Consider the following 21,268-nt stretch of genomic DNA (forward strand, 5'->3'; position numbering starts at 1 on the left):
CCTGGCGGCGGCGGGCCCGGGGGAGAACGGCGTGAAAGTCCTGGTAACCGGCGGCGCGGGCTTCATCGGCTCGCACGTGTGTGACGAGTTCCTGCGCAATGGCCATGAGGTCATCGCGCTGGACGACCTGTCGGGCGGCAAGAAGGAGAACCTGGACCCGCGCGTGCGGCTGGCCGTGCACGACATCCGCAGCCGCGAGGCCGCGGAGCTCATCCGCGCGGAGAAGCCGCAGGTCATCTGTCACCTGGCCGCCCAGATGGACGTGCGCCGCAGCGTGGACGACCCGGGCTTCGACGCGGACGTGAACATCCGCGGCATGCTCAACCTGCTGGAGGCCGCGCGCCACAGCGAGGTGAAGAAGGTCATCTTCAGCTCCACCGGCGGCGCCATCTACGGCGAGCAGGACTACTTCCCCGCCACGGAGTCCCACCCCACGCGGCCGGTGTCGCCCTACGGCGTCTCCAAGGCGGCGGGCGAGCTGTACCTGGGCTACTACCGCGCCCAGTACGGCGTGCCCTTCGTCGCCCTGCGGTACGCCAACGTGTACGGCCCCCGTCAGAACCCGCACGGCGAGGCGGGCGTGGTGGCCATCTTCAGCCAGCGCGTCATCGCGGGGCAGGGCTGCACCATCTTCGGGGAAGGCAAGCAGACGCGGGACTTCGTCTTCGGTCCGGACGTGGCGCGCGCCAACTACCTGGCCTTCCAGAGCGACTACGTGGGCGCCGCCAACATCGGCACCGGCGTGGAGACGGACATCAACCGCCTCTATGAGCTCATCGCGCAGGCGGGCGGCAGCTCGCTCAAGGTGGCGCACGCGCCGGGCAAGCCGGGCGAACAGATGCGCTCCTGCATCGACGCGTCGCTGGCCAAGAAGGTCCTGGGCTGGGAGCCGACGGTGCAACTGGCGGACGGCCTGCGCCATACCCTCCAGTTCTTCCGCGACAAGGCCGGTCCCGTTCGGGTCCGGGGTTAGTCGGGAAGCGCCCCGGTGGCGGCAGCCTCCCCCTGGCCTGGGTGGCGGGGGGAACGGCCGTCGTCCGGTGGGTGGAAGGCCGGGCGGGCGCGTGTGCGCAGTCGTGGATTTTAGGGCGGTTCGGTGTTACCTACGCCCGCTTCGCGACTGATCGAGCGCCCTGAACATGCCGGCTGAAAACGCGCACATCCGCAACTTCTGCATCATCGCCCACATCGACCATGGAAAGTCGACGCTGGCCGACCGCCTCCTGGAAAAAACAGGCACGCTGACCAAGCGTGAGGCGCAGGCCCAGTTCCTCGACAACATGGACATCGAGCGTGAGCGGGGCATCACCATCAAGGCCCAGTCCGTGCGGATGACGTACACCGCCAAGGACGGCCAGAACTACGTCCTCAACCTCATCGACACACCGGGGCACGTGGACTTCGCCTACGAGGTGAGCCGCAGCCTCGCCGCGTGCGAGGGCGCGTTGCTCGTCGTGGACGCGAGCCAGGGCGTGGAGGCGCAGACGCTGGCCAACGTCTACATGGCGTTGGATCACGACCTGGCCATCATCCCGGTCATCAACAAGATCGACCTGCCCAGCGCGGACGTGGAGCGCACGCGCTCGGAGATCGAGGACGTCATCGGCATCGACGCGTCCACCGCGGTGCCCACCTCCGCGAAGGAGGGCATCGGCATCCACGACATCCTGGAGTCGGTGGTGAAGCTGGTGCCGCCGCCCACGGGTGCCGTGGACGCGCCGCTCAAGGCCCTCATCTTCGACTCCTGGTACGACAACTACCGGGGCGTCGTGGTGCTGGTGCGCGTGCTGGAAGGCACGCTGAAGCTCAAGCAGAAGATCAAGATGTTCAGCAACAACAAGGCCTTCGAGGTGCAGGAGCTGGGCGTGTTCAGCCCGTTCTCGCGCCCCGTCACGCAGCTCATGGCCGGCGAGGTGGGTGTCCTCGTCGCAAACGTGAAGGAGCTGCAGGACGCGAAGGTCGGCGACACCGTCACGGAAGAGGCGCGGTCCACGGCGGAACCCTTCCCGGGGTTCAAGGAAGTCAAGCCGATGGTCTTCAGCGGCATCTTCCCGGTGGACTCCGCCGACTACGAGAACCTGCGCGACGCGCTGGCGAAGTTGACGCTCAACGACTCCGCCTTCACCTACGAGCCGGAGTCGTCCACGGCGCTGGGGTTCGGCTTCCGCTGCGGCTACCTGGGCCTGCTGCACATGGAGATCGTCCAGGAGCGGCTGGAGCGCGAGTACAACCTCAACCTCATCACCACGGCGCCGTCGGTGGTCTACCGCATCACGACCACCAAGGACGAAGTGATGTTGGTGGACAACCCGGCGAAGCTGCCGCCGACGCAGAACATCACCAAGTTCGAGGAGCCCATCCTCACCTGTCACATCCACGTGCCCAACGAGCACCTGGGCGCCATCCTGAAGCTGTGCCAGGACCGGCGTGGCGTGCAGAAGGACATGAAGTACCTGGGCTCCAGCGGCACGCGCGTGCAGGTGACGTACGAGATGCCCATGGCGGAAGTCGTGTTCGACTTCTTCGACCGGCTCAAGAGCGTGTCGCGCGGCTACGCCAGCCTCGACTACGAGCTGTCCGCCTACGCGGAAGCGGACCTGGCCCGGCTGGACATCCTCATCAACGGGGAGCCGGTGGACGCGCTGAGCGTCATCGTGCACCGCGAGCGCGCGTACCAGCGCGGCCGCGAGGTCTGCGAGAAGCTCAAGGAAGTGATTCCCAAGCAGATGTACGAGGTGGCCATCCAGGCCGCCATCGGCGCGAAGATCATCTCCCGTGAGACGATCTCCGCGATGCGCAAGAACGTGCTCGCCAAGTGCTACGGCGGCGACATCAGCCGCAAGCGCAAGCTCCTGGAGAAGCAGAAGGAGGGCAAGAAGCGCATGAAGCAGGTCGGCACGGTGGAGATTCCGCAGGAAGCCTTCCTCGCGGTCCTCAAGACGGAGCAGTAGCCCTATGAGCACGGCCAGTCCTTCCGCGAAGCTGGGAGCGGCCATGGCCGCGCGTCGCACGCCGGAGCAGCTCAAGGCCCGCCGTCAATTGCTGTGGCGCGAGCTGCTCACCAGCCTCTGGGCCCCCTTGTGCGGCGTGGGCCTGGCGTTCGTGCCCTACGTCACGCTGATCGAAATGGCGCCGGACACGGCGTCCTGGGCGCAGCCCCTGATCAAGGGGTTCGGCCTGCTGATGGTCATCGCCTTCGTGGGCCTGCTGGTGTGGCGCACCGCCTCCAAGAAGGAGTCGCTCCTGCGCACGCTGCGGCACGAGGCGCGGGAGCTCATCGCGGAGGACGAGCGCATCCTGGAGCGCATGAAGGACAAGGTGTCTCCGGCGGTGGCGGAGAAGATCACCGAGCAGGCCCTGCGCGTGGACAACGCGGCGGTGGCGGGCGACGCGGAGGTGCTGCGCGCCGAGCTGAAGGCGCTGGAGCTGATGACCCAGGAGCACCTGGGCGCGTACCGCAAGCAGTCCGCGTGGGACTTCGTGGGCGGCTTCGCCAAGGCGCTGCTCATCGCGCTGGTCATCCGCACGGTGCTGGTGGAGCCGTACCGCATCCCGTCCGGCTCCATGCTGCCCACGCTCCAGATTGGCGATCAGGTCTTCGTCAACAAGTTCATCTACGGCGTGCGCATCCCGCTGATGAACGTGGTGCCGTTCCGCATCGTGCGGGCGCCCATGCGCGGGGACGTCATCGTCTTCAACAACCCCGTGAACGAGTCCACGGACTTCATCAAGCGCGTCATCGGCATCCCCGGGGACGTGGTGGAGATCCTCGACGGGGTGATCCACATCAACGGCCAGCCGCAGCCGCGCACGCTGGTGTCGGCGGACTACATCGTCCACAACCAGGACGACACGACGGGCAATTGGTTCGACCAGGAGGAAGTGCTCTACCGCGAGGACATTGGCGGCGTGGTGCACTCGGCGCTCCAGCACCCCCTGCGCCTGCCGGGCCGTGAGCGTGAAGGTCCCTACACGGTGCCCGCCAACAGCGTCTTCGTGATGGGTGACAACCGCGACAACAGCGCGGACAGCCGCTACGGCCTGGGCGCGCCCGGCCACCACGACGTGGAATACGTGCCGTACGGCCACATCAAGGGCAAGGCCATGGTGGTGTGGCTGTCGCTCGGTTGGGGCGGCCTGCTGGGCAACCTGTTTGGCGGCACGGGCCTGCGGGTGGAGCGCTTCTTCGAACCGGTGCGCTGAACGTCCCTGTCGGAGCGCCGCGCGTCACGCTTGACGCAACGTGCGGCGCGCGGTACGCGGCGGCCCCGGCCCATGAGACATCTTCTCGGAATCGCAGGCTGGCGGCGGGACGAGCTGGAAGCGCTGCTCGACCGCGCACAGGCGCATCTGCCCGGCGGACCGGATGCCTCGCACGTGCTGCGCGGCAAGGTCGTGGCGAACCTCTTCTTCGAGGACTCCACCCGGACGCGCTCCTCCTTCGAGGTGGCCGCGCGCCGCCTGGGGGCGGACGTCCTCAACTGGAGCTTCGTCGGCTCGTCGGTATCCAAGGGGGAGACGCTCCTGGACACCGCCCGCAACATCGAGGCCCTGGGCCCGGCCGTCATCATCATCCGGCACCGCTCCTCCGGAGCGCCGCACCTCGTCGCCCGGCACGTGAAGTGCGCCGTGGTGAACGCGGGCGACGGCGCCCACGAGCACCCGTCCCAGGCGCTGCTGGACGCTTTCACCCTGCGCCAGCGCTGGGGCTCCCTGGAAGGGCGCACGGTGCTCATCGTGGGTGACGTGCTGCACAGCCGCGTGGCCCGCTCCAACCTGGTGTGCCTGAAGGCGCTGGGGGCCCGTGTCGTGCTCTGCGGGCCGCCCACCCTCCTACCCCCCGGGCTGGAGGAGATGGGCGGGGAGGTGACGCACCAACTGGATGCTGTCTTGCCCCAGGCGGATGCGGTGATGTGCCTCCGGCTGCAGACGGAGCGGATGGCGGAAGCCTTCCTGCCCTCGCAGCGGGAGTACTCGCGCCTGTTCGGCCTCACCCCCGCCCGCGTGGAGCGGATGAAGGCGGACGCGCCCGTGTTGCACCCGGGCCCCATCAACCGCGGCGTGGAGCTGTCCCCGGTGGTGGCGGACGGGCCTCGCAGCGTCATCCTGGAGCAGGTGTCCAACGGCGTCGCGGTGCGCCGGGCCATCCTGGAGAGGTGCGCATCATGACGTCGGTGCTCTTCCAGCGGGCGCGCGTCATCGACCCGCGCAACGGGGTGGACGGCATCCGTGACGTGCTCGTGACGGACGGACGGGTGGCCCAGGTGTCGGAGGCCGTGCTTCCCGCGCCGAAGGACGCGCGCGTGGTGGACGCCACCGGCAAGTGGCTGGTGCCGGGCTTCATCGACCTGCACGTGCACCTGCGCGAACCGGGCGAGGAGGGCAAGGAGACGGTGCTCACCGGCTGCCGCGCGGCGGTGGCGGGCGGCTTCACCGGCGTCGTGGCCATGCCCAACACGAAGGTCGTCAACGACAGCGCGCTCGTCACGGAGCTGGTGCTGTCACGCGCTCGGGACGCGGACCTGTGCCACGTGTACCCGGCGGGGGCCATCACCAAGGGCCTCAAGGGCGAGGAGCTGTCGGAGGCGGGCGAGCTGGTGGGCGCGGGCTGCGTGGCCCTCACCGACGATGGTCGCCCGGTGATGAACGCGGCGCTGATGCGCCGGGTGCTCCAGTACGCCACGCTCTTCGACGTGCCGGTGATGGTGCACGAGGAGGACCTGACGCTGTCCGCGGGCGGCGCGATGCACGAGGGCGCCACGTCCACGCGCCTGGGCCTGCGCGGCATCCCCGCCTCCGCGGAGGTGGCCATGGTGGCGCGCGACCTGGTGCTCCTGGAGGAGACGAAGGGCCGCCTGCACGTCGCGCACGTGTCGTGCGAGGGCAGCGTGCGGCTCATCCGCGAGGCCAAGAAGCGCGGCCTGCGCGTCACCTGCGAGGTGGCGCCGCACCACTTCACGCTCGATGACCGGGCGGTGGGGGACTACGACACCCACGCGAAGATGGCGCCGCCGCTCCGGGGTGACGGGGACGTGAGGGCGCTGCGCGAGGCGCTGGTGGACGGCACGGTGGACGCCATCGCCACGGACCACGCGCCGCACGGCGTGTCCGACAAGCAGGTGGAGTTCGAGAAGGGCATCAACGGCATCGTCGGACTGGAGACGGCGCTGGGGCTCACACTGGCGCTGGTGCACGAGGGCGTGCTCACGCCGCGCCGGGCGGTGGAGTTGCTGTCGGAAGGGCCCGCGAGGGTATTCGGCCTGCCAGGCGGTCACCTGGCGCCCGGGTCACCAGCGGACATCACGGTCGTATCACCTGGGGAGGAGTGGACGGTGGATGCCCACCGGTTCTATTCCCGCAGTCGCAATACCCCCTTCCATGGGCGCACGCTGAAGGGTCGCGTGGCGCAGACGTGGGTGGGGGGCCGGTGTGTGTTCGAGGACGGTCAGCTCAAGGAGTCGCGGTGATGACGAAACGGGCGGTGCTCGCACTGGCGGATGGCACCACCTTCGAAGGGCGCGCTTTCGGCGCGTCCGGCGAGATGGTGGGTGAGGTGGTCTTCAACACGTCCATGTACGGCTACCAGGAGATCCTCACGGATCCCTCGTACGTCGGGCAGATCGTCACCATGGCCTATCCGGAGATGGGCAACATCGGGGCGAACGCCTCGGATGAGGAATCAGGCCAGCCGCATGCGGTGGGCATGGTGGTGCGCTCGCTCACGCGGACGCCTTCCAACTGGCGCTCGGAGGAGACGCTGGACGCGTTCCTCGCGCGCCATGGCCGCGCCGGCATCGAAGGCGTGGACACGCGCAGGCTCGTGCGCCACCTGCGCACGCACGGCGCGCAGATGGGCATCATCTCCACGGAGAACGTCTCCCTGGCCGCGCTGTCCGAGCGCGCCCGGAACGCCGCGGGCATGGAGGGCATGGACCTGGCGACGGGTGTCTCCTGCAAGGAGCCGTACCTGTTCACCACGCCGTCGCCGGACGTGTTCCTGGCGCCCGGGGACAAGCGCCCGGAGCCGGAGCTCAAGTACGACGTGGTGGCGTACGACTACGGCCTCAAGCGCTCCATGCTCCAGTACCTGGTGGACGTGGGCTGCCGCGTGACGGTGGTGCCGTCCAACACCACGGCGGAGCAGGTGCTGGCGCGCAAGCCGCACGGCGTCTTCCTGGCCAACGGCCCGGGCGACCCGGCCGCGGTGAAGGGCGCGGACCGCACGGTGGCGGCGCTCTTGGGCAAGGTGCCGGTGTTCGGCATCTGCCTGGGGCATCAGATCATGGCGCTGGCGCTGGGCGGCCGGACCTACAAGATGAAGTTCGGTCACCGGGGCGGCAACCAGCCCGTGAAGGACCTGACGACGGGCAAGGTGGAGATCACCGCGCAGAACCACGGGTTCGCGGTGGACGACGCCAGCCTCAAGGGCAAGGCCGTGGTGACACACATCAATCTCAACGACGGTACGGTGGAGGGCCTGGCCGTTCCCGACGCGAGGGCCTTCAGCGTGCAGTACCACCCCGAGGCTTCGCCCGGCCCTCACGACGCGCGCTACCTGTTCAGCCGCTTCGCGACGCTGATGGCGGGATGAAAAGGCGCCCACCGCTCATATGGACACCGCGCTGACCCCGTTGTCGTACCAGCCCTACCTGGACCAGCTCATCGCCTTCGGAAGCGAGGAGTCGCGCAAGCCGGACCTGCTCGACGCGAAGGCGGAGTACTTCCGCCTCACCGGCGAGGTGTTCGAGGACGACAAGTTCTTCGAGCTGCGCATGGCGTCGTTCCTGGACTACTACCTCTACGACCGCGTCTCGCCGCTCACCGGCAAGACGCCGGCCGTGGAGCTGTTCGAGCAGCGCACCCAGTCCGCTCCGCCGGAGGAGGCCAACGCCTTCCGCAGCTTCACGGAGACGGTGCACGGCCTCTTCGAGGTGCGCAAGCTGGGCAAGGGCATGGTGCGCCTGCGCGAGCTCTTCACCGGCAAGGACTTCGACGTGACGGAGCGCCGCCACGTCGCGGGCCTGGAGACGGGGGACGTGCTGGAGGCGCGCCTCGTCCCCTTCGGTGGACACCTGCTGTTCTCCTCGGCCTTCTGCTACCACCCGGCGATGGCGCTCAAGTCCATCAAGGCCGAGGTGAAGCGCCGCAAGAAGAAGGAGCCGGAGCGTCCGGCGCGCGACCTCGTGTGGGAGTGCGCGCGGCGGGCCCTCAACGTGGAGCGCTACCGCCAGTTGTCGGTGGAGAAGCTCTACGACTTCGCGCAGAAGCCCTTCTGAGTCGAGCAGGGCTTTTGTCCGGTGTCTGGGCGTCCACCGCGCGCTAGACGCGGTGGATGCTCATCAGGTTGGTGTTGCCCGGGACGTTGAGGGGCACGCCGGCCACCACGATGACGGGCGTGCCGGGCTCGCACAGGCGCTCCTCGTGGCAGAGGCGGCGCACCTGCTTGAGCATGGCGTCCGTGGTCGCGACGCGCTTCACCAGCCGGCTCGTCACCCCCCAGTACAGCGCCATCCGGTTCACCGTGTCCGCGTTGGGCGTCAGCGCGATGACGCGCGCGCCGGGGCGGAATTCGGAGATGAGCCGCGCGGTGTGGCCGCTCTCCGTGTACGCGATGATGGTCCCGATGTTGAGCTGCCGCGAGGCCGCCACCGCCGCCGCCGCGATGCCGGTGCCCAGGTCCTCGGAGCGCTCGAAGGGGGAGTGCACCAGGGACGTGGTGCCCGTGCGCTCCGTCTCCTCCACGATGCGCGCCATGGTGGCCGCCGCTTCGGTGGGGTAGCGGCCCGCGGCCGTCTCACCGGACAGCATCACCGCGTCCGCGCCATCCAGGATGGCGTTGGCCACGTCCGACACCTCCGCGCGCGTGGGCCGGGCGTTGTTCACCATGCTCTCCAGCATCTCCGTCGCGACGATGACGATGCCGCCCATGCGGTTGACCTCCCGCACGGCGCGCTTCTGGATGGCCGGCAGTTGCTCCAGCGGCATCTCCACGCCCAGGTCCCCCCGGGCCACCATCACCCCGTCCGACTCCGCGGCGATGGCCTCCAGGTTCTCCACCGCCTGGGGCTTTTCAATCTTGGAGATGAGGGGCGTCTTGCGCTGGGCCACCAGCGCTCGGGCCTGCCGCACGTCCTGGGCGGAGCGCACGAAGGACAGCGCCACGTAGTCCACGCCCACCTCCTGGCCGAACGCCAGGTCCAGCTTGTCCTTCTCCGTGATCGTCGGAACGGACATGGCCGTGCCCGGCAGGTTGAGGCCCTTGTGGTCCTTGAGCAGCCCGCCCACCTCCACGCGGCAGGACACGTCCCGGCCGTCCACCTTGAGCACGCGCAGGCGCACCCGGCCGTCGTCCAGGAGCACCACGTGCCCCTTCTCCACGTCCCGGGGCAGCGAGCGCACGGGGGTGGGGATGACGCGGCCCTGGCCGAGCACGGCCCGCGTCGTCACCGTCACCGTGTCGCCGGCCGTCACCATCAACTGGCCGCCCTCGAACTTGCCCAGGCGCACCTTGGGGCCCTGGACGTCCTGGAGGATGGCCACCGGCACGCCCAGCTTCTTCGACACCGCGCGGATGCGCAGGATGCGCTGCCGGTGCTCTTCGTGCGTACCGTGGGAGAAGTTCAGCCGGGCCACGTTCATGCCCGCGCGGACCAGCCCTTCGATGACGTCCCTGGAGTCCGAAGCGGGCCCCAGCGTGCAGATGATCTTCGCCTTGCGCATAGGGCCGCGCATCCTAGCCCCAGGGGGTGGCCGGCTTGACAGGCTTGCGCCCGAAGGACTAACTCTTCACCCACGCGCTGGGCGGAAAGTTACCGCCAGCCGGCGCACGCCATTCGTGGCTCTCAGACGCTTGAGACGAAGAAAGCCCGGCTACCCTGGGAGTGGGGGCCGGGCTTTCGCCGTTGCTGGGACCGCGGGGAGCTAGAGGTCGATCTGCTGACCCTTGCCCACGGGCGCCACCATCGGCTGCTCCGGGGCGGAGCGGTCCATGCCGATGTCCTCCGAGGGCGGCTTCGGCGTGCCGGCGCTGGGCCCCATGGGCGGCGGCGGGGGCAGGGGACCCATGTCCATGTCCCCTCCCTGGCCACTGCCTCCCACGCCCATGCCCTGCTGCTGCTGGAGGGCCTCGATTTCAGCGCGGGTGATGCCCGCCAGCGCCAGCACCTTGCGCGTCACGCGGATGCGCGCGTTGCTGTGCATGGCCATGGCGATGGAGTCCGAAGGCCGGGCGTCCAGCGCGAGCTGCTTCTGGCCCTGCTGGAGGAAGACGCGGCCGGAGTAGACGTTGTCCCGCAGGTCGTCGATGCGGACCTCGGTGACCTTGCCGCCCAGCTTGGACACCACGTCGTCCAGCAGGTCCTGCGACAGCGGCTGCGGAGGCGGACGCTCGGCCAGGCGGAAGGCGATGGAGACCGCCGCGCCTTCATCCACGAAGAGGGGGAGCACCGTCTGGCCGTCCTTGGTGGTCAGAACGACGGCGTGCGTCTGGGCCTCCATCAGGGGAACGACGTCCTTCACTTCCAACTCCACCAGCTCCGAGCAGGCCTTGGGGTCACTGCCCTTCTCGGTGAGGCAGGGTTTCTCTTTTCCTTCCGACAGCCCGGAGGCCGCGATGGCGCCGGGGATACCGAAGGCCGGAAGGAAGAGCAGTCCTCCCAGCGCCAGCACCACGGCCGTGAACGGAGCGACGAAGAAGTTGGCGCGGTTGGACGTTTTCACATCCCTAACCTACGCACCTCTCCCTTCACCGAAAGGGCAGCGCACTCCCGCCGACGCGAGCAGCCCACGGGGCCCTGCCCTCCGGGTTGGAGGGCAGGCGGGCAGGCGGGAACAAGGCGCGACTAGCGGTCCTGCTCCTCGTCCTCGGCTTCGTCGTCGTAGTCCTCGTCGTCCTCGGACTCCTCGTCGTCATCGTCCTCGTCGACGTCGTCGTCCTCCTCCGACTCCTCCTCGTCGTCATCATCGTCGTCGAGGTCGTCCTCCAACTCCTCGGCCTCCAGCGCCAACGTGACGGCGAAGTACTTCTTGCTCAACGTCGCGATCTGCGCGCGCATCTCCGTGAGCGCGGCGACGAAGTCCTCGGAAAGGTTGGCGGGCGCCTTCGTATCGCAGTGGGGACAGATGATCTTCTCCGTCCCTTCGATGAGGTCCTGGGCTTCCAACTCGAAGCTCGCCTCGCACTTCTGGCAGGTGAAGTCGATGCTCATGGTCGGGCGCGGCATACAAAGCAGGTGAACATGCTGTCAACGTCGGAGACGCGAAGACTTGGTTCTGCCCGGGCGCTTCCACTACGTTCAGCCGATGGACCTGCCCAAGACGATGCTGCATGCGCTGCATGACCAGGCCGCCCGGCTGGAACACCGGCCGGCACTCTGGTCCCACAAAGAGGGCACCTACGTGCCCACCTCCTGGTTCGACTATGCCCAGCGCGTCAAACGCTTCGCCCTGGGGCTGTACGGGCGGGGGTTCCGGGAAGGGGACCCGCTGGGCATCCTGAGCTTCAACCGCGAGGCGTGGCACGTGGCGGCCCTGGGCGCCATGGCCCTGGGCGGCGTCCCGGTGGGGCTCTACACCACCAGCAGCCTGGAGCAGCTCACCTACATCCTGGGCCACTGCGAGGCGCGTTTCCTCCTGGTGGAGAACGCGAAGCACCTGGCCACCGCCCTGGAGCTCCAGAAGCGGCTGCCGGCGCTCAAGCACGTCATCGTCGTGGACGAGCCCATGTCGCTCCCCGAAGGCGTGGAGACGTACGCGGACGTGGTGGCCTCCGGGGGCAGGGCGGATGAGGGCCCCTACTGGGACGGCGTCCACGCGCTCCACCCGGACGGCCTGGGCACGCTCATCTACACGTCGGGCACCACCGGCCAGCCCAAGGGCGTCGCCCTGAGCCACCGCAACCTCGCGTGGACGGCGAAGCAGTTGGGCGAAACGATGGACTTCCGGGACATGGAGGACGACCGGCTCCTGTCCTACCTGCCCCTGTCCCACATCGCCGAACAGGTGGTCTCCCTGCACGGGCCGCTGCTCATGGGCATGCAGGTGTACTTCGCGGACTCGCTGGAGGCGCTGGGCAAGAACCTCCAGGAGGTCCGGCCCACCATCTTCTTCGGGGTGCCGCGCGTCTGGGAGAAGTTCAAGTCGAAGGCGGAGGAGGGGCTGGCCGCGCAGCCGCCCCTGAAGCGCCGGCTGGTGGAGTGGGCGCGGGGCACGGCCCTGGAGCGCAACACGCGCGTCCTCAACCAGGAGCGCGTGCCCATCCTGATGGAGGCCAAGTACGCGCTGGCGAAGAAGCTGGTGTTCGCGCCCTTGAAGACCCGCATCGGCCTGAATGAGGCGAAGGTGTTCGCCACGTCCGCGGCGCCCATTGGCCGGGAGGTGCTGGACTTCTTCGCCTCCATCGACGTCGTCCTGCTGGAGGCCTGGGGCATGACGGAGGTGACGGGCCCCGCCACGGTGAACACCGCCGAGTGCGCCCGCCTGGGCACGGTGGGCCGCCCCATGCTGGGCGTGGAGGTGCGCATCGCGGAGGACGGGGAGATCCTCGTCCAGGGCGGCAACGTGTGCCTGGGCTACCACCGCAACCCCGCCGCCACGCAGGACCTGCTGGACAACGGGTGGCTGCACACCGGGGACGTGGGGCAGTTGGACGACGCGGGCTTCCTGCGCATCACCGGGCGCAAGAAGGAGATCATCGTCACCTCCGGCGGCAAGAAGACGTCGCCCGCGAACATCGAGGAGCTGATCAAGGCCGTGTCGCCCGTGGGCCACGCGGTGGTGGTGGGCGACCGGCGCAACTACCTGGTGGCGCTGGTGACGCTGGAGCCGGACCGGGTGCGGAGGCTCGCGAAGGAGCGCGGCTGGCCGGAGGACGTGGCCACCCTGGCGAAGGACGCGAGGCTCCAGCAGCACCTGCACGAGGCCCTGGAGCGCGAGGTGAACCCGAAGCTGTCGCGCTTCGAGACCATCAAGCGCTTCACCGTGCTCACCTGCGAGTTCACCACCGAGAGCGGAGAGCTCACGCCCAGCATGAAGGTGCGCCGCAAGGTGGTGGAGGAGAAGTTCGCCGCCGCCATCGAGGCGCTCTACCGCGAGCCGAACGGGGCCGCCGCGCACCATGACTGACGCCGGAGTCCGGACAAGCGAAAGGGGCGAGGGACCCTTGCGGATCCTTCGCCCCTCACGTGCTTCAGGGATTCAAGCGATGGCTACTTCTGGCCCGTGCGCTTCTCGCGGGCGACGTAGTCGCGGCGGGTGGCGCCCGTGTAGATCTGACGGGGGCGGGCAATCTTCTGCTCGTTGTCCGTGACCATCTCCTCCCACTGCGCGCACCAGCCCACCGTGCGGGGGATGGCGAACAGGACGGGGAACATCTCCGCCTGGAAGCCCATCGCCTCGTAGATGAGGCCCGAGTAGAAGTCGACGTTGGGGTACAGCTTGCGCTTCACGAAGTACTCGTCCTCGAGCGCGATGCGCTCCAGTTCGAGCGCGATGTCCAGCAGCGGGTTCTTGCCCGTGACTTCGAAGACCTCGTCCGCCACGCGCTTGATGACCTTGGCGCGCGGGTCGTAGGACTTGTAGACGCGGTGGCCGAAGCCCATGAGCTTCTTCTCGCCCTCGCCGCCCTTCACCTGCTTGATGAACTCCGGGATCTTCGACACGTGGCCGATGTCGCGGAGCATGCGCAGCACGGCTTCGTTGGCGCCACCGTGCAGCGGGCCGTAGAGCGCGCCCACGCCCGCGGCGACCGCGGAGTACGGATCCACCTGCGACGAGCCGACCGTGCGCACCGACGTGGTGGAGCAGTTCTGCTCGTGGTCCGCGTGGAGGATGAAGAGCACGTCCAGCGCCTTCTCCAGCACCGGGTGCACTTTGTACGCCCCGCCGATGTGCTTCATCATCGTCAGGAAGTTGGCGACGTAGGACAGGTCGTTGCTGGGGTAGACGTACGGCAGGCCCATCGTGTGCCGGTAGGAGAACGCGGCGATGGTGGGCATCTTCGCGATGAGCCGGGTGATCTGGATCTCGCGGCTGCGCTCGTCACGGATGTTCTTCGCGTCCGGGTAGAAGCCGGACAGCGCGGCCACGGTGGAGCCGAGCATGGACATGGGGTGCGCGTCGTAGCGGAACCCGTCCATGAAGGACTTCACGTTCTCGTGCACGTACGTGTGGTGCGTGACGAGGTCGGTGAAGACCGACAGCTCCTTCTCCGTGGGCAGCTCGCCCTTCAGGAGCAGGTACGCCACCTCGAGGAAGCTGGACTTCTCCGCCAGTTGCTCGATGGGGTAGCCGCGGTACTCCAGGATGCCCTTGTCGCCATCGATGAACGTGATGGCGCTCTTACAGTTCGCCGTGTTCAGGAACGCCGGGTCGTAGCCCATCAGACCGAAGTCATCGCTACCGGTCTTGATCTGGCGCAGGTCGGGGGTCCGGATACAGCCGTTCTCGATCGGGACCTCGTACGTCTTCCCGGTCCGATTGTCGGTGATCGTCAGCGTGTCCTTGGGCATGGGCGGAGATTTCACAGGGCGGCGGACGCTTTCAACAAAAAAGAACGATAAGTCCGAGAGGCGAACCTTCGGGGCGTTTCGCCCCGCTCAGGAATAGCGAACACCCGAACGCGCGAGCTGCCGCCAGAAACCAGGAAAGCTCTTCTCCACGCACTCCGGCCCCGTCAGTTCCAGGGGCACCCCGGACAGCACACACAGGGTGGCCGCTGACATCGCCAGTCGGTGGTCACCCCGGCTGTCGATGGCGAAGCGCGCGGGCTTCGTCTTCGGAGGCACGATGCGCAGCACTTCTCCCTCGGGGCCGGCCGTCAGCTCCGTGGTGCCGCCGTAGGCCGCCACCAGGGTCCGGATGCCTTCCAGCCGGTCGCTCTCCTTGACCCGGAGGATGCCCACATCCGTCAGCGTCGTGGGCCGGGGCAACACACACGCGAGCGCCGCCAGCGTCGGCAGCAGGTCCGGGCACTCCTTGCCTGTCGCACGCAGCTCGCCGGTCGCGTCGCCTTCGAAGCGCCAGGTATTAGCAGCGCCTGCCGGGACCATTCGCAAACCCACATCCGCGACCAGCCGGAGGATCGCCTGGTCGGGGTGGGCGCTCTCCGGTTCGGCCCGTTCCACGGTGCCGCCGGTGCGCCACGCGACGAGCACCAGGTAGCCCAGGGACGACCAGTCCCCGGGCAGGGACGGCACCGACGCGGGGGCCTGATACGCCGTGACGGCGTAGCGGCCTTCGGACTGCTCCACGGTGAAGCCGAAGCGGCGCAGCCACGCCACCGTCAGGTCCATGTAGCCGGCGCTGGTGAGCGTGCCTTCGATCTCCACGCTCCACGCGCGCTTTTCCCGCAGGAACCGCTCCGCGCAGCCCAGCAGGAGGCTGGAGGCGTACTGACTGCTCTGCTCGCCCGGAACGCGGAACACCGGCGCCACCTTCGACGTGTCCTGGGGCGCGTGCAGCTCCACCGGCCACGGGGTCCCTTCGGTGAGCGTCAGGCCCGTGGAGGCCAGGGCCTGCTTCAGCGACGTGAAGAGCGGGCCGTGGGGACGTTCGCCCAGGCGGGGCGTGCCGGTGAAGCGCACGCGGGCCCCGGGCGTCACCGCGGCCTGGGTGACGAGGATGCGGAACGGCGCACCTCCGTCCGCGCAGTCCACGTCACGCACGGGGCCTGCGGGCTGGCGCAGGGCTTCCACGCCCCGGCGCAGCACGCGCACGTCTGCGGGAAGGTCCTCGTCCGATTCCGCCTGCACCGACGGCAACGGCCAGGCACCCGTGAGGTGTCCCAGGACCAGGGCTCGCTGGGCGTCCGACTTCGACACGGGCGGGGTGAGCAGGGAGGCGCTCAGGGCGCTCGGGTCGACGGTGAGACGGCTCGGCGAGGCATGGCTCAAGGGCGGGCTCCACGGGTCCAGGCGGGCCACAGGGCGCGCCAGGTTTTCGGCATCACATCCACGACTTCGGCGGTGCCCACGGCCGTGAGCAGCACCATGCGCAATTCGCCCTTCGCGCCGGCCTTCTTGTCGGCGTCCAGGAGCGCGGCCACGTCCTTCAGCGACTCGCGGCGGGACAGCTCCGCGGCATGGTCGCGGCCCAGCACGCCCGGGCCCCGCGTCAGCGCGCGTTCCACTTCATGCGCCACCGGCTCCGGCGTGATGCCCAGGTGCCGGCCGACATCCAGGGCCCAGAGGATGCCCAGGCCCACGGCGTCGCCGTGCGACAGCTTGAAGCGCGACAGGCTCTCCAGCACGTGGCCGAAGGTGTGGCCGAAGTTGAGCACGCGGCGCAGGCCCTGGTGCTCGTAGGGGTCCTTCGCGCAGATGCCTTCCTTCAGGCCGCGCGCGTCCTTCACCAGCTTCTCCAGCGCGGGAGGCGTGCGCACGTAGCGCTTGAAGAGGCCCGCATCCAGCGAGGCGACCATCTTCCACGCCTCGATGGAACCCTCGCGCACCTGCGCGTCGGACAGCGTGGCGTACAGCTCCGGGCACAGCCAGGTCTCATCGGCGTAGTGGAAGACGCCCGCGGGGTTCTTCACCACGCGGCCGCGCACGGTGAGGTCCACCGCGCCCTTGCCGCCCAGGCTGCTGTCCACCGCCGCGAGCAGCGTGGTGGGCACCTGCACCAGGCGCACGCCGCGCTTGAGCAGGTGCGCGGCCACCGTGGCGACGTCGCCCACGGTGCCACCGCCCACGGCGACGAGCGTGCCGGAGCGCGGCAGGTTCAGCCCGCCCGCGAGCACCTTCTCCAGCGAGGCCATGCTCTTGGCGCGCTCACCGCCGACCAACTGGATGATGGCGCGCGGCGAGCGGGCCTCCAGCGCGGGGATGAGCGTGGGATGGAAGCGCGCGACCGTGCGGTCCACGACGGCCACGCTGCCCTCGGGCAGGCGGGAGGCGAGCTTCGTGAAGGAACCCCAGCGGTCAGCCGGGGGGCGATAGGCACCGGGAGGAAGGGAGCTCATGCGGAGTGGGGCCGGGCGTTGAGTTGCAGGACGAGGTCGGCGATGACGAGCGACACCATGGCCTCCAGCACCGGGACGGCGCGGGGCATGATGCACGGGTCGTGACGGCCGCCCTTGGCGTGATCCGCGAGCGTCGCGGGGGGCTTGAAGAAGGCGCGCACCTGCATGGGTTCGCCGTTGGCGAGGCCACCCTGGATGCCACCGTACGCGTCCTTCACGGAGTGGAACTGGCTGCCGGGCTGCCCGATGCGCTGGAGCAGATCCGGCGGGCCCCAGATGACGCCCGTGACGGCGCCGATGCTGCCCAGCGCCTGCGCGATGAGCGCTTTCAGCTTGCCGAAGATGGGCTCGCCCAGACCGACGGGCAGGCCCTCCACGCGCACGTCGATGGCACCGCCCAGGCTGTCCCCGGCCTCCTTCGCGGCGAGGATCTGTCGGGACATCTCGTCGCGCAGGTTGACGTCCGGGCAGCGGGTGGGGTGCGCGTCCACGAGCGCGCGCGTGAGGCCCGGCGCCGGAACGGAGGCGACCAGCTCACCCACCTGCGACACGTAGGCCACGGTGCTCAGCGTGGGCAGGTCGCGGGCGAGGTACGCCTCCGCGATGGTGCCGCCGATGACGCGGCAGAGCGTCTCGCGCCCGCTGGTGCGGCCGCCGCCCCGGTGGTCCCGGTGCTTGTAGCGTTCGCGCCAGACGGCATCCGCGTGGCCGGGCCGGTCCACGGCCGCCAACTGGTTGTAGTCCTGCGAGCGCTGGTTCGTGTTGCGCACGATGGCCGCGATGGGCGTGCCCAGCGTCTTGTCCTCGAAGACGCCGGAGAGGATCTCCACGCTGTCCGGCTCGTTGCGCGCCGTCACCAGGGCGGACTGCCCGGGGCGCCTGCGGTCCAGGGCTGCCTGGAGCAGGTCTCGCGTGAGCGGAACGCCCGCGGGACAGCCATCCAGGATGGAGCCGAGCGCGGGGCCGTGGCTTTCGCCAAAGGTCGTCAGCCGGAAGAGGGTGCCAAAAGTATTCATGTCGCCGTTTCCCAGAGTTGTCGCTGCCGCCGGGCCTGGGCGACGAACCACGCCGCACCGAGCAGGAGAGGGGTGCCCCCGCGGCTAACGATCTCCGCGGCGACGCGCCGGCCGGGCGCACCGTATGCGATCACCGCCACGCGCGCCCCCTCGAATCGCAGGGTTTCGGGCGGGGCCACCCGGTCCGGCCACGTCCACACCCAGTCGCCGGTGAGGGGGGCCTGGACCTCGGCCCGGCGCACGACCCGCAGGGCAAGGCCCTGTTCTGTCGCCACCAGTCGCAGGGCCTGGGTGGACCCACCATCGCCCAGCACCGACACCGACGTCGAACCCAGGCGCTCCAGCACCGCGCGGGCGCCCTCGGTGTCGGTGTTGAAGGACTCCCACCGCGAGCCCCGGCGCACCAGGGTGTTGATGGCCTCCAGGGACGAACCGGTGTGCCGCGCGAGCCGCATCTTGAAGGGGCTGGTGACGGCGAAGCCCGCGTAGTGCGGCAGCAGCGAATCCACCACCGCCTCCACCGGCGCGGCCTCCGCGAGGTCGATGCGATCAAACGGCTGACGGTGGATCCGCGGCGAGCGCGAGTGGGGAATCGAAGTCCCCAGGATGCCCAGGCGCGGCGTGTCCGTACCCTTCGCCTTGCGGTGCTCGCGCACCACGTCGTCCAGCAGGCGCTGGCCCGGCGCGGCCGTCCACGCTCCGCCCATCGCCAGGTACTCCAGCCCGTTGCGGGAAGAGAGCACCGCGCGAGCAGGAAGCGCCACCGGCCCCATGCCCAGCACCGTCACGCGCTCCGCGCCGAACCGGGCCACAAGCTGGCGCTGCGTCTCCAGCAGCACCTCCAGGTCCGAGGGCACGTCCATGGGCTCCACATGCTTCACCAGCGCATCCGACGGAAGCGGGCGCGACCAGCGCCGCAGCGCCTCCGCCGTCGTCAGCGGCCCTTCCGCGTGGTGCGACGCGAGCAGGCGGCCCGGGGGCGCATCCAGAGCATTGGCGCGCTCCACGTCCCGGTCCACGCGCCACGCGGCCTGGACCCAGTGCGTGGGCAGGGGCTTGCCGCGCTCGGAGACCAGCAGCGGCATCACGCGCGACAGGGCCTCCGGGTCGATGGCGTCGGGGGCATGCAGGTCGGTGCGCACCTCCACCACGTCAGCGCCCCGGCGCAGACCGTCGCGAGCGAAGCCCAGGGCGTCCTCGCCGGTGAGGGTGGGGGGCAGGGTGATGATCCGCCGGGTGGCCCTCACGTGGACTCCTGGGCAAGGCAGCCCCGGAGGAAGTCCGCCAGGGAGATGGTGGGAACGCGGGCATGGAGGGCTTCGCGCTCATGGAACATCGAGTGCAACTCCTCCTCCAGCGAAACGTCCGCGCGCAGACGGGGGCGCGTGGTGTCCGCCGTCAGCCGCTCTCGGTACGTGTCGAAGGTCACGGGGACGACGAGCGTGAAGTGGCCCTGGAGCGCGTCCGGATGGTGCGACAGGAAGCCTCCGCCCACGGACACCACGCTGCCTCCGGGCAGCAGGCCCAGCGTCTCGCGTTCAGCGGCGCGGAAGGTGGAGGGGGACTCCGCGACCCAGGTCCGCAGCGGGCGCCCGTGACGGCGCTCCAGCTCCGAGTCCAGATCCAACCCGGTGCGCCCGAGCAGCTTCGAGACGAGCGGCAGCAGGCGCGTCTTGCCGGCGGCGCGATGACCGGCGATGACCACGGTCTGGGTGTTCAGCGGTCGGGGGCAGGGCCCCGGGGACGAGAGCGTCCCCTGGAGCACCTGCTGGAGCCTGGGATCTACCGACGCAACGACCTGTGCGACAAGGCGGCGTTGGTTTTCAGCGGACGGTTCCAACATAGACGTAGGCGGTTCCGAACAGCAGGGGGTGGGCGGCGCGCTCAGAATAGGCGCCGGCCTGGTCCATCAGGGAAAGGAAGCGCTCGCCCGCGGGGAAGGCCGCGGCGGTGCGAGGCAGGTACTGAAACGCGGCGCGGTTGCCCGTCAGCAGCCCGCCGACCGTCGGCATGACGGTCTTGCTGTAGAAGCGGAACAGCACGCCGTAGGGACCGGTGGGCTGGCCGAACTCCAGCACCACCACGCGGCCTCCCGGGCGCACCACGCGCGCCATCTCCTGCAGGCACTTGACCGGATCATCCACGTTGCGGATGCCGAACGAGATGGACGCCACGTCGAAGCTGTTGTCCGGGAGGGTGAGCGCCATGGCGTCCTGTACCTGGAACTCCACCTCCAGGCCCGCCTTGGCCGCCTTGGCGGGCGCGCTCTCCAGCATCTCCGGGCAGAAGTCGGTGCCCACCACGCGCCCGGTGGTCCCCACCTTGCGCTTGAACGCCAGCGCCAGGTCGCCCGTGCCGGTGGCGCAGTCGAGCACATGGCTGCCTTCCTTCGCCTGGCTCAGCTTCACCGCCGTGCGCCGCCACAGCCGGTGCACGCCGAAGGAGAGGACTTCATTCGCCACGTCGTAGCGCGGGGCGATGGAGGAGAACATCTGTCGGACTTCTGTGCTCATCGCGCCTCAGCGATCTGTGCCGGACCTTCCGGCGTCCAAAGGTGACGGTCCACCGCGGCGAGCACGCCGGGAAGCCGTCGCATCAACGCAGCAAAATCCTCGGGCGACAGCGCCTGCTGCCCGTCGCACAAGGCTTGCTCCGGCCTTGCGTGAACTTCAATCAAAAGTCCGTCCGCGCCCGCCGCCGCCGCCGCCAGCGACATGGGCGCGATGAGCGATGGAATCCCCGTCGCATGCGACGGATCCACGATGACGGGCAGGTGCGACTTCTCCTTCGCCCACGCCACCGCGGCCAGGTCCAGCGTGTTGCGCATCGCGGTCTCGAAGGTGCGGATGCCGCGCTCGCACAGGATGACCTGCTCGTTGCCACCCGCGAGGATGTACTCGGCGGCGTTGAGCCACTCCTGCACCGTGGCGGACAGCCCGCGCTTGAGCAGCACCGGCTTGCGCAGCCGGCCCAGCGCGCGCAGGAGCCCGAAGTTCTGCATGTTGCGCGCGCCCACCTGGAGGATGTCCGCGTGCTGCGCCATCAGCGGCAACTGCTCGGTCTCCATCACCTCGCTGATGATGGGCAGCCCGTGACGGCGGCCGGCGTCCACCAGCAGCTTGAGCCCCGGCTCGCCCATGCCCTGGAACGCATACGGACTGGTGCGGGGCTTGAACACGCCGCCGCGCAGCAGGTGGGCCCCCGCATGGGCCACTGCCCTTGCTGACAGTTCCAGTTGTTCCGCGCCTTCCACGGCACACGGCCCCGCCATCACCACGAAGCCCCGGCCTCCCAC

At 69.3% G+C, this 21,268-nt stretch carries 19 protein-coding genes; 8 read left to right on the top strand and 11 right to left on the bottom strand.

Features of this window, described 5'->3' with window-relative positions; genetic code table 11:
• The first annotated feature begins 31 nt into the window (after positions 1-31).
• From D7V88_RS06675 to D7V88_RS06705, 7 genes are all read left to right on the top strand, one after another.
• Complete coding sequence (locus D7V88_RS06675) at positions 32-973, top strand: NAD-dependent epimerase/dehydratase family protein (RefSeq protein WP_120539761.1); 942 nt, start codon at positions 32-34, stop codon at positions 971-973.
• A gap of 166 nt (positions 974-1,139) precedes the next feature.
• Positions 1,140-2,951 (top strand): translation elongation factor 4, encoded by a 1,812-nt coding sequence (lepA, locus tag D7V88_RS06680; RefSeq protein WP_120539762.1) that lies wholly within the window; start codon positions 1,140-1,142, stop codon positions 2,949-2,951.
• Between the two features lie 4 nt (positions 2,952-2,955).
• Positions 2,956-4,203, top strand: coding sequence for a signal peptidase I (gene lepB, locus D7V88_RS06685; RefSeq protein WP_120539763.1), 1,248 nt, complete (start codon positions 2,956-2,958; stop codon positions 4,201-4,203).
• Positions 4,204-4,275: 72 nt separating this feature from the next.
• Positions 4,276-5,169 carry an aspartate carbamoyltransferase catalytic subunit gene (locus D7V88_RS06690; RefSeq protein WP_120539764.1) on the top strand — a complete coding sequence of 298 codons (894 nt, stop codon included), beginning with the start codon at positions 4,276-4,278 and terminating at the stop codon, positions 5,167-5,169.
• On the top strand, positions 5,166-6,467 hold the full coding sequence (locus D7V88_RS06695) for a dihydroorotase (RefSeq protein WP_208726151.1): 1,302 nt from the start codon (positions 5,166-5,168) through the stop codon (positions 6,465-6,467). Before D7V88_RS06690 ends, D7V88_RS06695 begins: the two co-directional genes overlap by 4 nt.
• Positions 6,467-7,591: a glutamine-hydrolyzing carbamoyl-phosphate synthase small subunit gene (gene carA / locus D7V88_RS06700; protein ID WP_120539765.1), complete on the top strand. Its 1,125-nt coding sequence runs from the start codon at positions 6,467-6,469 to the stop codon at positions 7,589-7,591. The genes D7V88_RS06695 and carA overlap by 1 nt, the downstream gene beginning before the upstream one ends.
• A gap of 19 nt (positions 7,592-7,610) precedes the next feature.
• Complete coding sequence (locus D7V88_RS06705; protein WP_120539766.1) at positions 7,611-8,276, top strand: DUF7986 domain-containing protein; 666 nt, start codon at positions 7,611-7,613, stop codon at positions 8,274-8,276.
• A 43-nt stretch (positions 8,277-8,319) separates the two neighbouring features.
• Here the strand turns inward: D7V88_RS06705 and pyk are convergent, their stop codons facing one another.
• From pyk to D7V88_RS06720, 3 genes are all read right to left on the bottom strand, one after another.
• A complete protein-coding gene (pyk, locus tag D7V88_RS06710) occupies positions 8,320-9,720 on the bottom strand; it encodes a pyruvate kinase (RefSeq protein ID WP_120539767.1) in 1,401 nt (466 codons plus the stop codon).
• 201 nt (positions 9,721-9,921) lie between these two features.
• A complete protein-coding gene (locus D7V88_RS06715; RefSeq protein ID WP_208726153.1) occupies positions 9,922-10,719 on the bottom strand; it encodes a bifunctional nuclease family protein in 798 nt (265 codons plus the stop codon).
• 122 nt (positions 10,720-10,841) lie between these two features.
• On the bottom strand, positions 10,842-11,207 hold the full coding sequence (locus D7V88_RS06720) for a hypothetical protein (protein ID WP_244238026.1): 366 nt from the start codon (positions 11,205-11,207) through the stop codon (positions 10,842-10,844).
• Positions 11,208-11,301: 94 nt separating this feature from the next.
• On the opposite strand from D7V88_RS06720, the gene D7V88_RS06725 reads away from it, so the two are divergent.
• Positions 11,302-13,122, top strand: a complete 1,821-nt coding sequence (locus D7V88_RS06725; RefSeq protein WP_208726155.1) for an AMP-dependent synthetase/ligase — start codon at positions 11,302-11,304, stop codon at positions 13,120-13,122.
• 83 nt (positions 13,123-13,205) lie between these two features.
• On the opposite strand, the gene D7V88_RS06730 is transcribed toward D7V88_RS06725, so the two are convergent.
• The 8 genes from D7V88_RS06730 to aroF form a co-directional block, all read right to left on the bottom strand.
• Entirely contained in the window at positions 13,206-14,507 is a 1,302-nt protein-coding gene (locus tag D7V88_RS06730) for a citrate synthase (RefSeq protein ID WP_120539769.1), read from the bottom strand.
• An 87-nt stretch (positions 14,508-14,594) separates the two neighbouring features.
• The gene (locus D7V88_RS06735) at positions 14,595-15,890 is read right to left on the bottom strand and encodes a 3-phosphoshikimate 1-carboxyvinyltransferase (protein ID WP_120539781.1); all 1,296 of its coding nucleotides are present in this window, start codon (positions 15,888-15,890) and stop codon (positions 14,595-14,597) included.
• Entirely contained in the window at positions 15,887-16,957 is a 1,071-nt protein-coding gene (locus D7V88_RS06740; RefSeq protein WP_120539770.1) for a 3-dehydroquinate synthase, read from the bottom strand. Before D7V88_RS06740 ends, D7V88_RS06735 begins: the two co-directional genes overlap by 4 nt.
• Positions 16,954-17,973 (bottom strand): chorismate synthase, encoded by a 1,020-nt coding sequence (gene aroC, locus D7V88_RS06745; RefSeq protein ID WP_120539771.1) that lies wholly within the window; start codon positions 17,971-17,973, stop codon positions 16,954-16,956. The genes D7V88_RS06740 and aroC overlap by 4 nt, the downstream gene beginning before the upstream one ends.
• Entirely contained in the window at positions 17,970-19,220 is a 1,251-nt protein-coding gene (locus D7V88_RS06750; protein WP_120539772.1) for a shikimate dehydrogenase, read from the bottom strand. The genes aroC and D7V88_RS06750 overlap by 4 nt, the downstream gene beginning before the upstream one ends.
• Complete coding sequence (locus D7V88_RS06755; protein ID WP_244238027.1) at positions 19,217-19,678, bottom strand: shikimate kinase; 462 nt, start codon at positions 19,676-19,678, stop codon at positions 19,217-19,219. The genes D7V88_RS06750 and D7V88_RS06755 overlap by 4 nt, the downstream gene beginning before the upstream one ends.
• A gap of 118 nt (positions 19,679-19,796) precedes the next feature.
• Entirely contained in the window at positions 19,797-20,486 is a 690-nt protein-coding gene (gene ubiE / locus D7V88_RS06760; protein WP_120539774.1) for a bifunctional demethylmenaquinone methyltransferase/2-methoxy-6-polyprenyl-1,4-benzoquinol methylase UbiE, read from the bottom strand.
• The coding region (gene aroF, locus D7V88_RS06765) for a 3-deoxy-7-phosphoheptulonate synthase (RefSeq protein ID WP_244238028.1) at positions 20,483-21,268 on the bottom strand (786 nt) is incomplete at its 5' end. The genes ubiE and aroF, both read right to left, overlap by 4 nt.

The sequence above is a fragment of the Corallococcus terminator genome (genome assembly GCF_003611635.1).
GTDB classification, from domain to species: domain Bacteria; phylum Myxococcota; class Myxococcia; order Myxococcales; family Myxococcaceae; genus Corallococcus; species Corallococcus terminator.

Excerpts from the sequence above, each read along its gene's own strand:
- lepA (WP_120539762.1), top strand. The coding sequence starts at position 1,140 with ATGCCGGCTGAAAACGCGCACATCCGCAACTTCTGCATCATCGCCCAC.
- lepB (WP_120539763.1), top strand. The coding sequence starts at position 2,956 with ATGAGCACGGCCAGTCCTTCCGCGAAGCTGGGAGCGGCCATGGCCGCG.
- D7V88_RS06690 (WP_120539764.1), top strand. The coding sequence starts at position 4,276 with ATGAGACATCTTCTCGGAATCGCAGGCTGGCGGCGGGACGAGCTGGAA.
- D7V88_RS06695 (WP_208726151.1), top strand. The coding sequence starts at position 5,166 with ATGACGTCGGTGCTCTTCCAGCGGGCGCGCGTCATCGACCCGCGCAAC.
- carA (WP_120539765.1), top strand. The coding sequence starts at position 6,467 with ATGACGAAACGGGCGGTGCTCGCACTGGCGGATGGCACCACCTTCGAA.
- D7V88_RS06705 (WP_120539766.1), top strand. The coding sequence starts at position 7,611 with ATGGACACCGCGCTGACCCCGTTGTCGTACCAGCCCTACCTGGACCAG.
- pyk (WP_120539767.1), bottom strand. The coding sequence starts at position 9,720 with ATGCGCAAGGCGAAGATCATCTGCACGCTGGGGCCCGCTTCGGACTCC.
- D7V88_RS06720 (WP_244238026.1), bottom strand. The coding sequence starts at position 11,207 with ATGAGCATCGACTTCACCTGCCAGAAGTGCGAGGCGAGCTTCGAGTTG.
- D7V88_RS06725 (WP_208726155.1), top strand. The coding sequence starts at position 11,302 with ATGGACCTGCCCAAGACGATGCTGCATGCGCTGCATGACCAGGCCGCC.
- D7V88_RS06730 (WP_120539769.1), bottom strand. The coding sequence starts at position 14,507 with ATGCCCAAGGACACGCTGACGATCACCGACAATCGGACCGGGAAGACG.
- D7V88_RS06740 (WP_120539770.1), bottom strand. The coding sequence starts at position 16,957 with ATGAGCTCCCTTCCTCCCGGTGCCTATCGCCCCCCGGCTGACCGCTGG.
- aroC (WP_120539771.1), bottom strand. The coding sequence starts at position 17,973 with ATGAATACTTTTGGCACCCTCTTCCGGCTGACGACCTTTGGCGAAAGC.
- ubiE (WP_120539774.1), bottom strand. The coding sequence starts at position 20,486 with ATGAGCACAGAAGTCCGACAGATGTTCTCCTCCATCGCCCCGCGCTAC.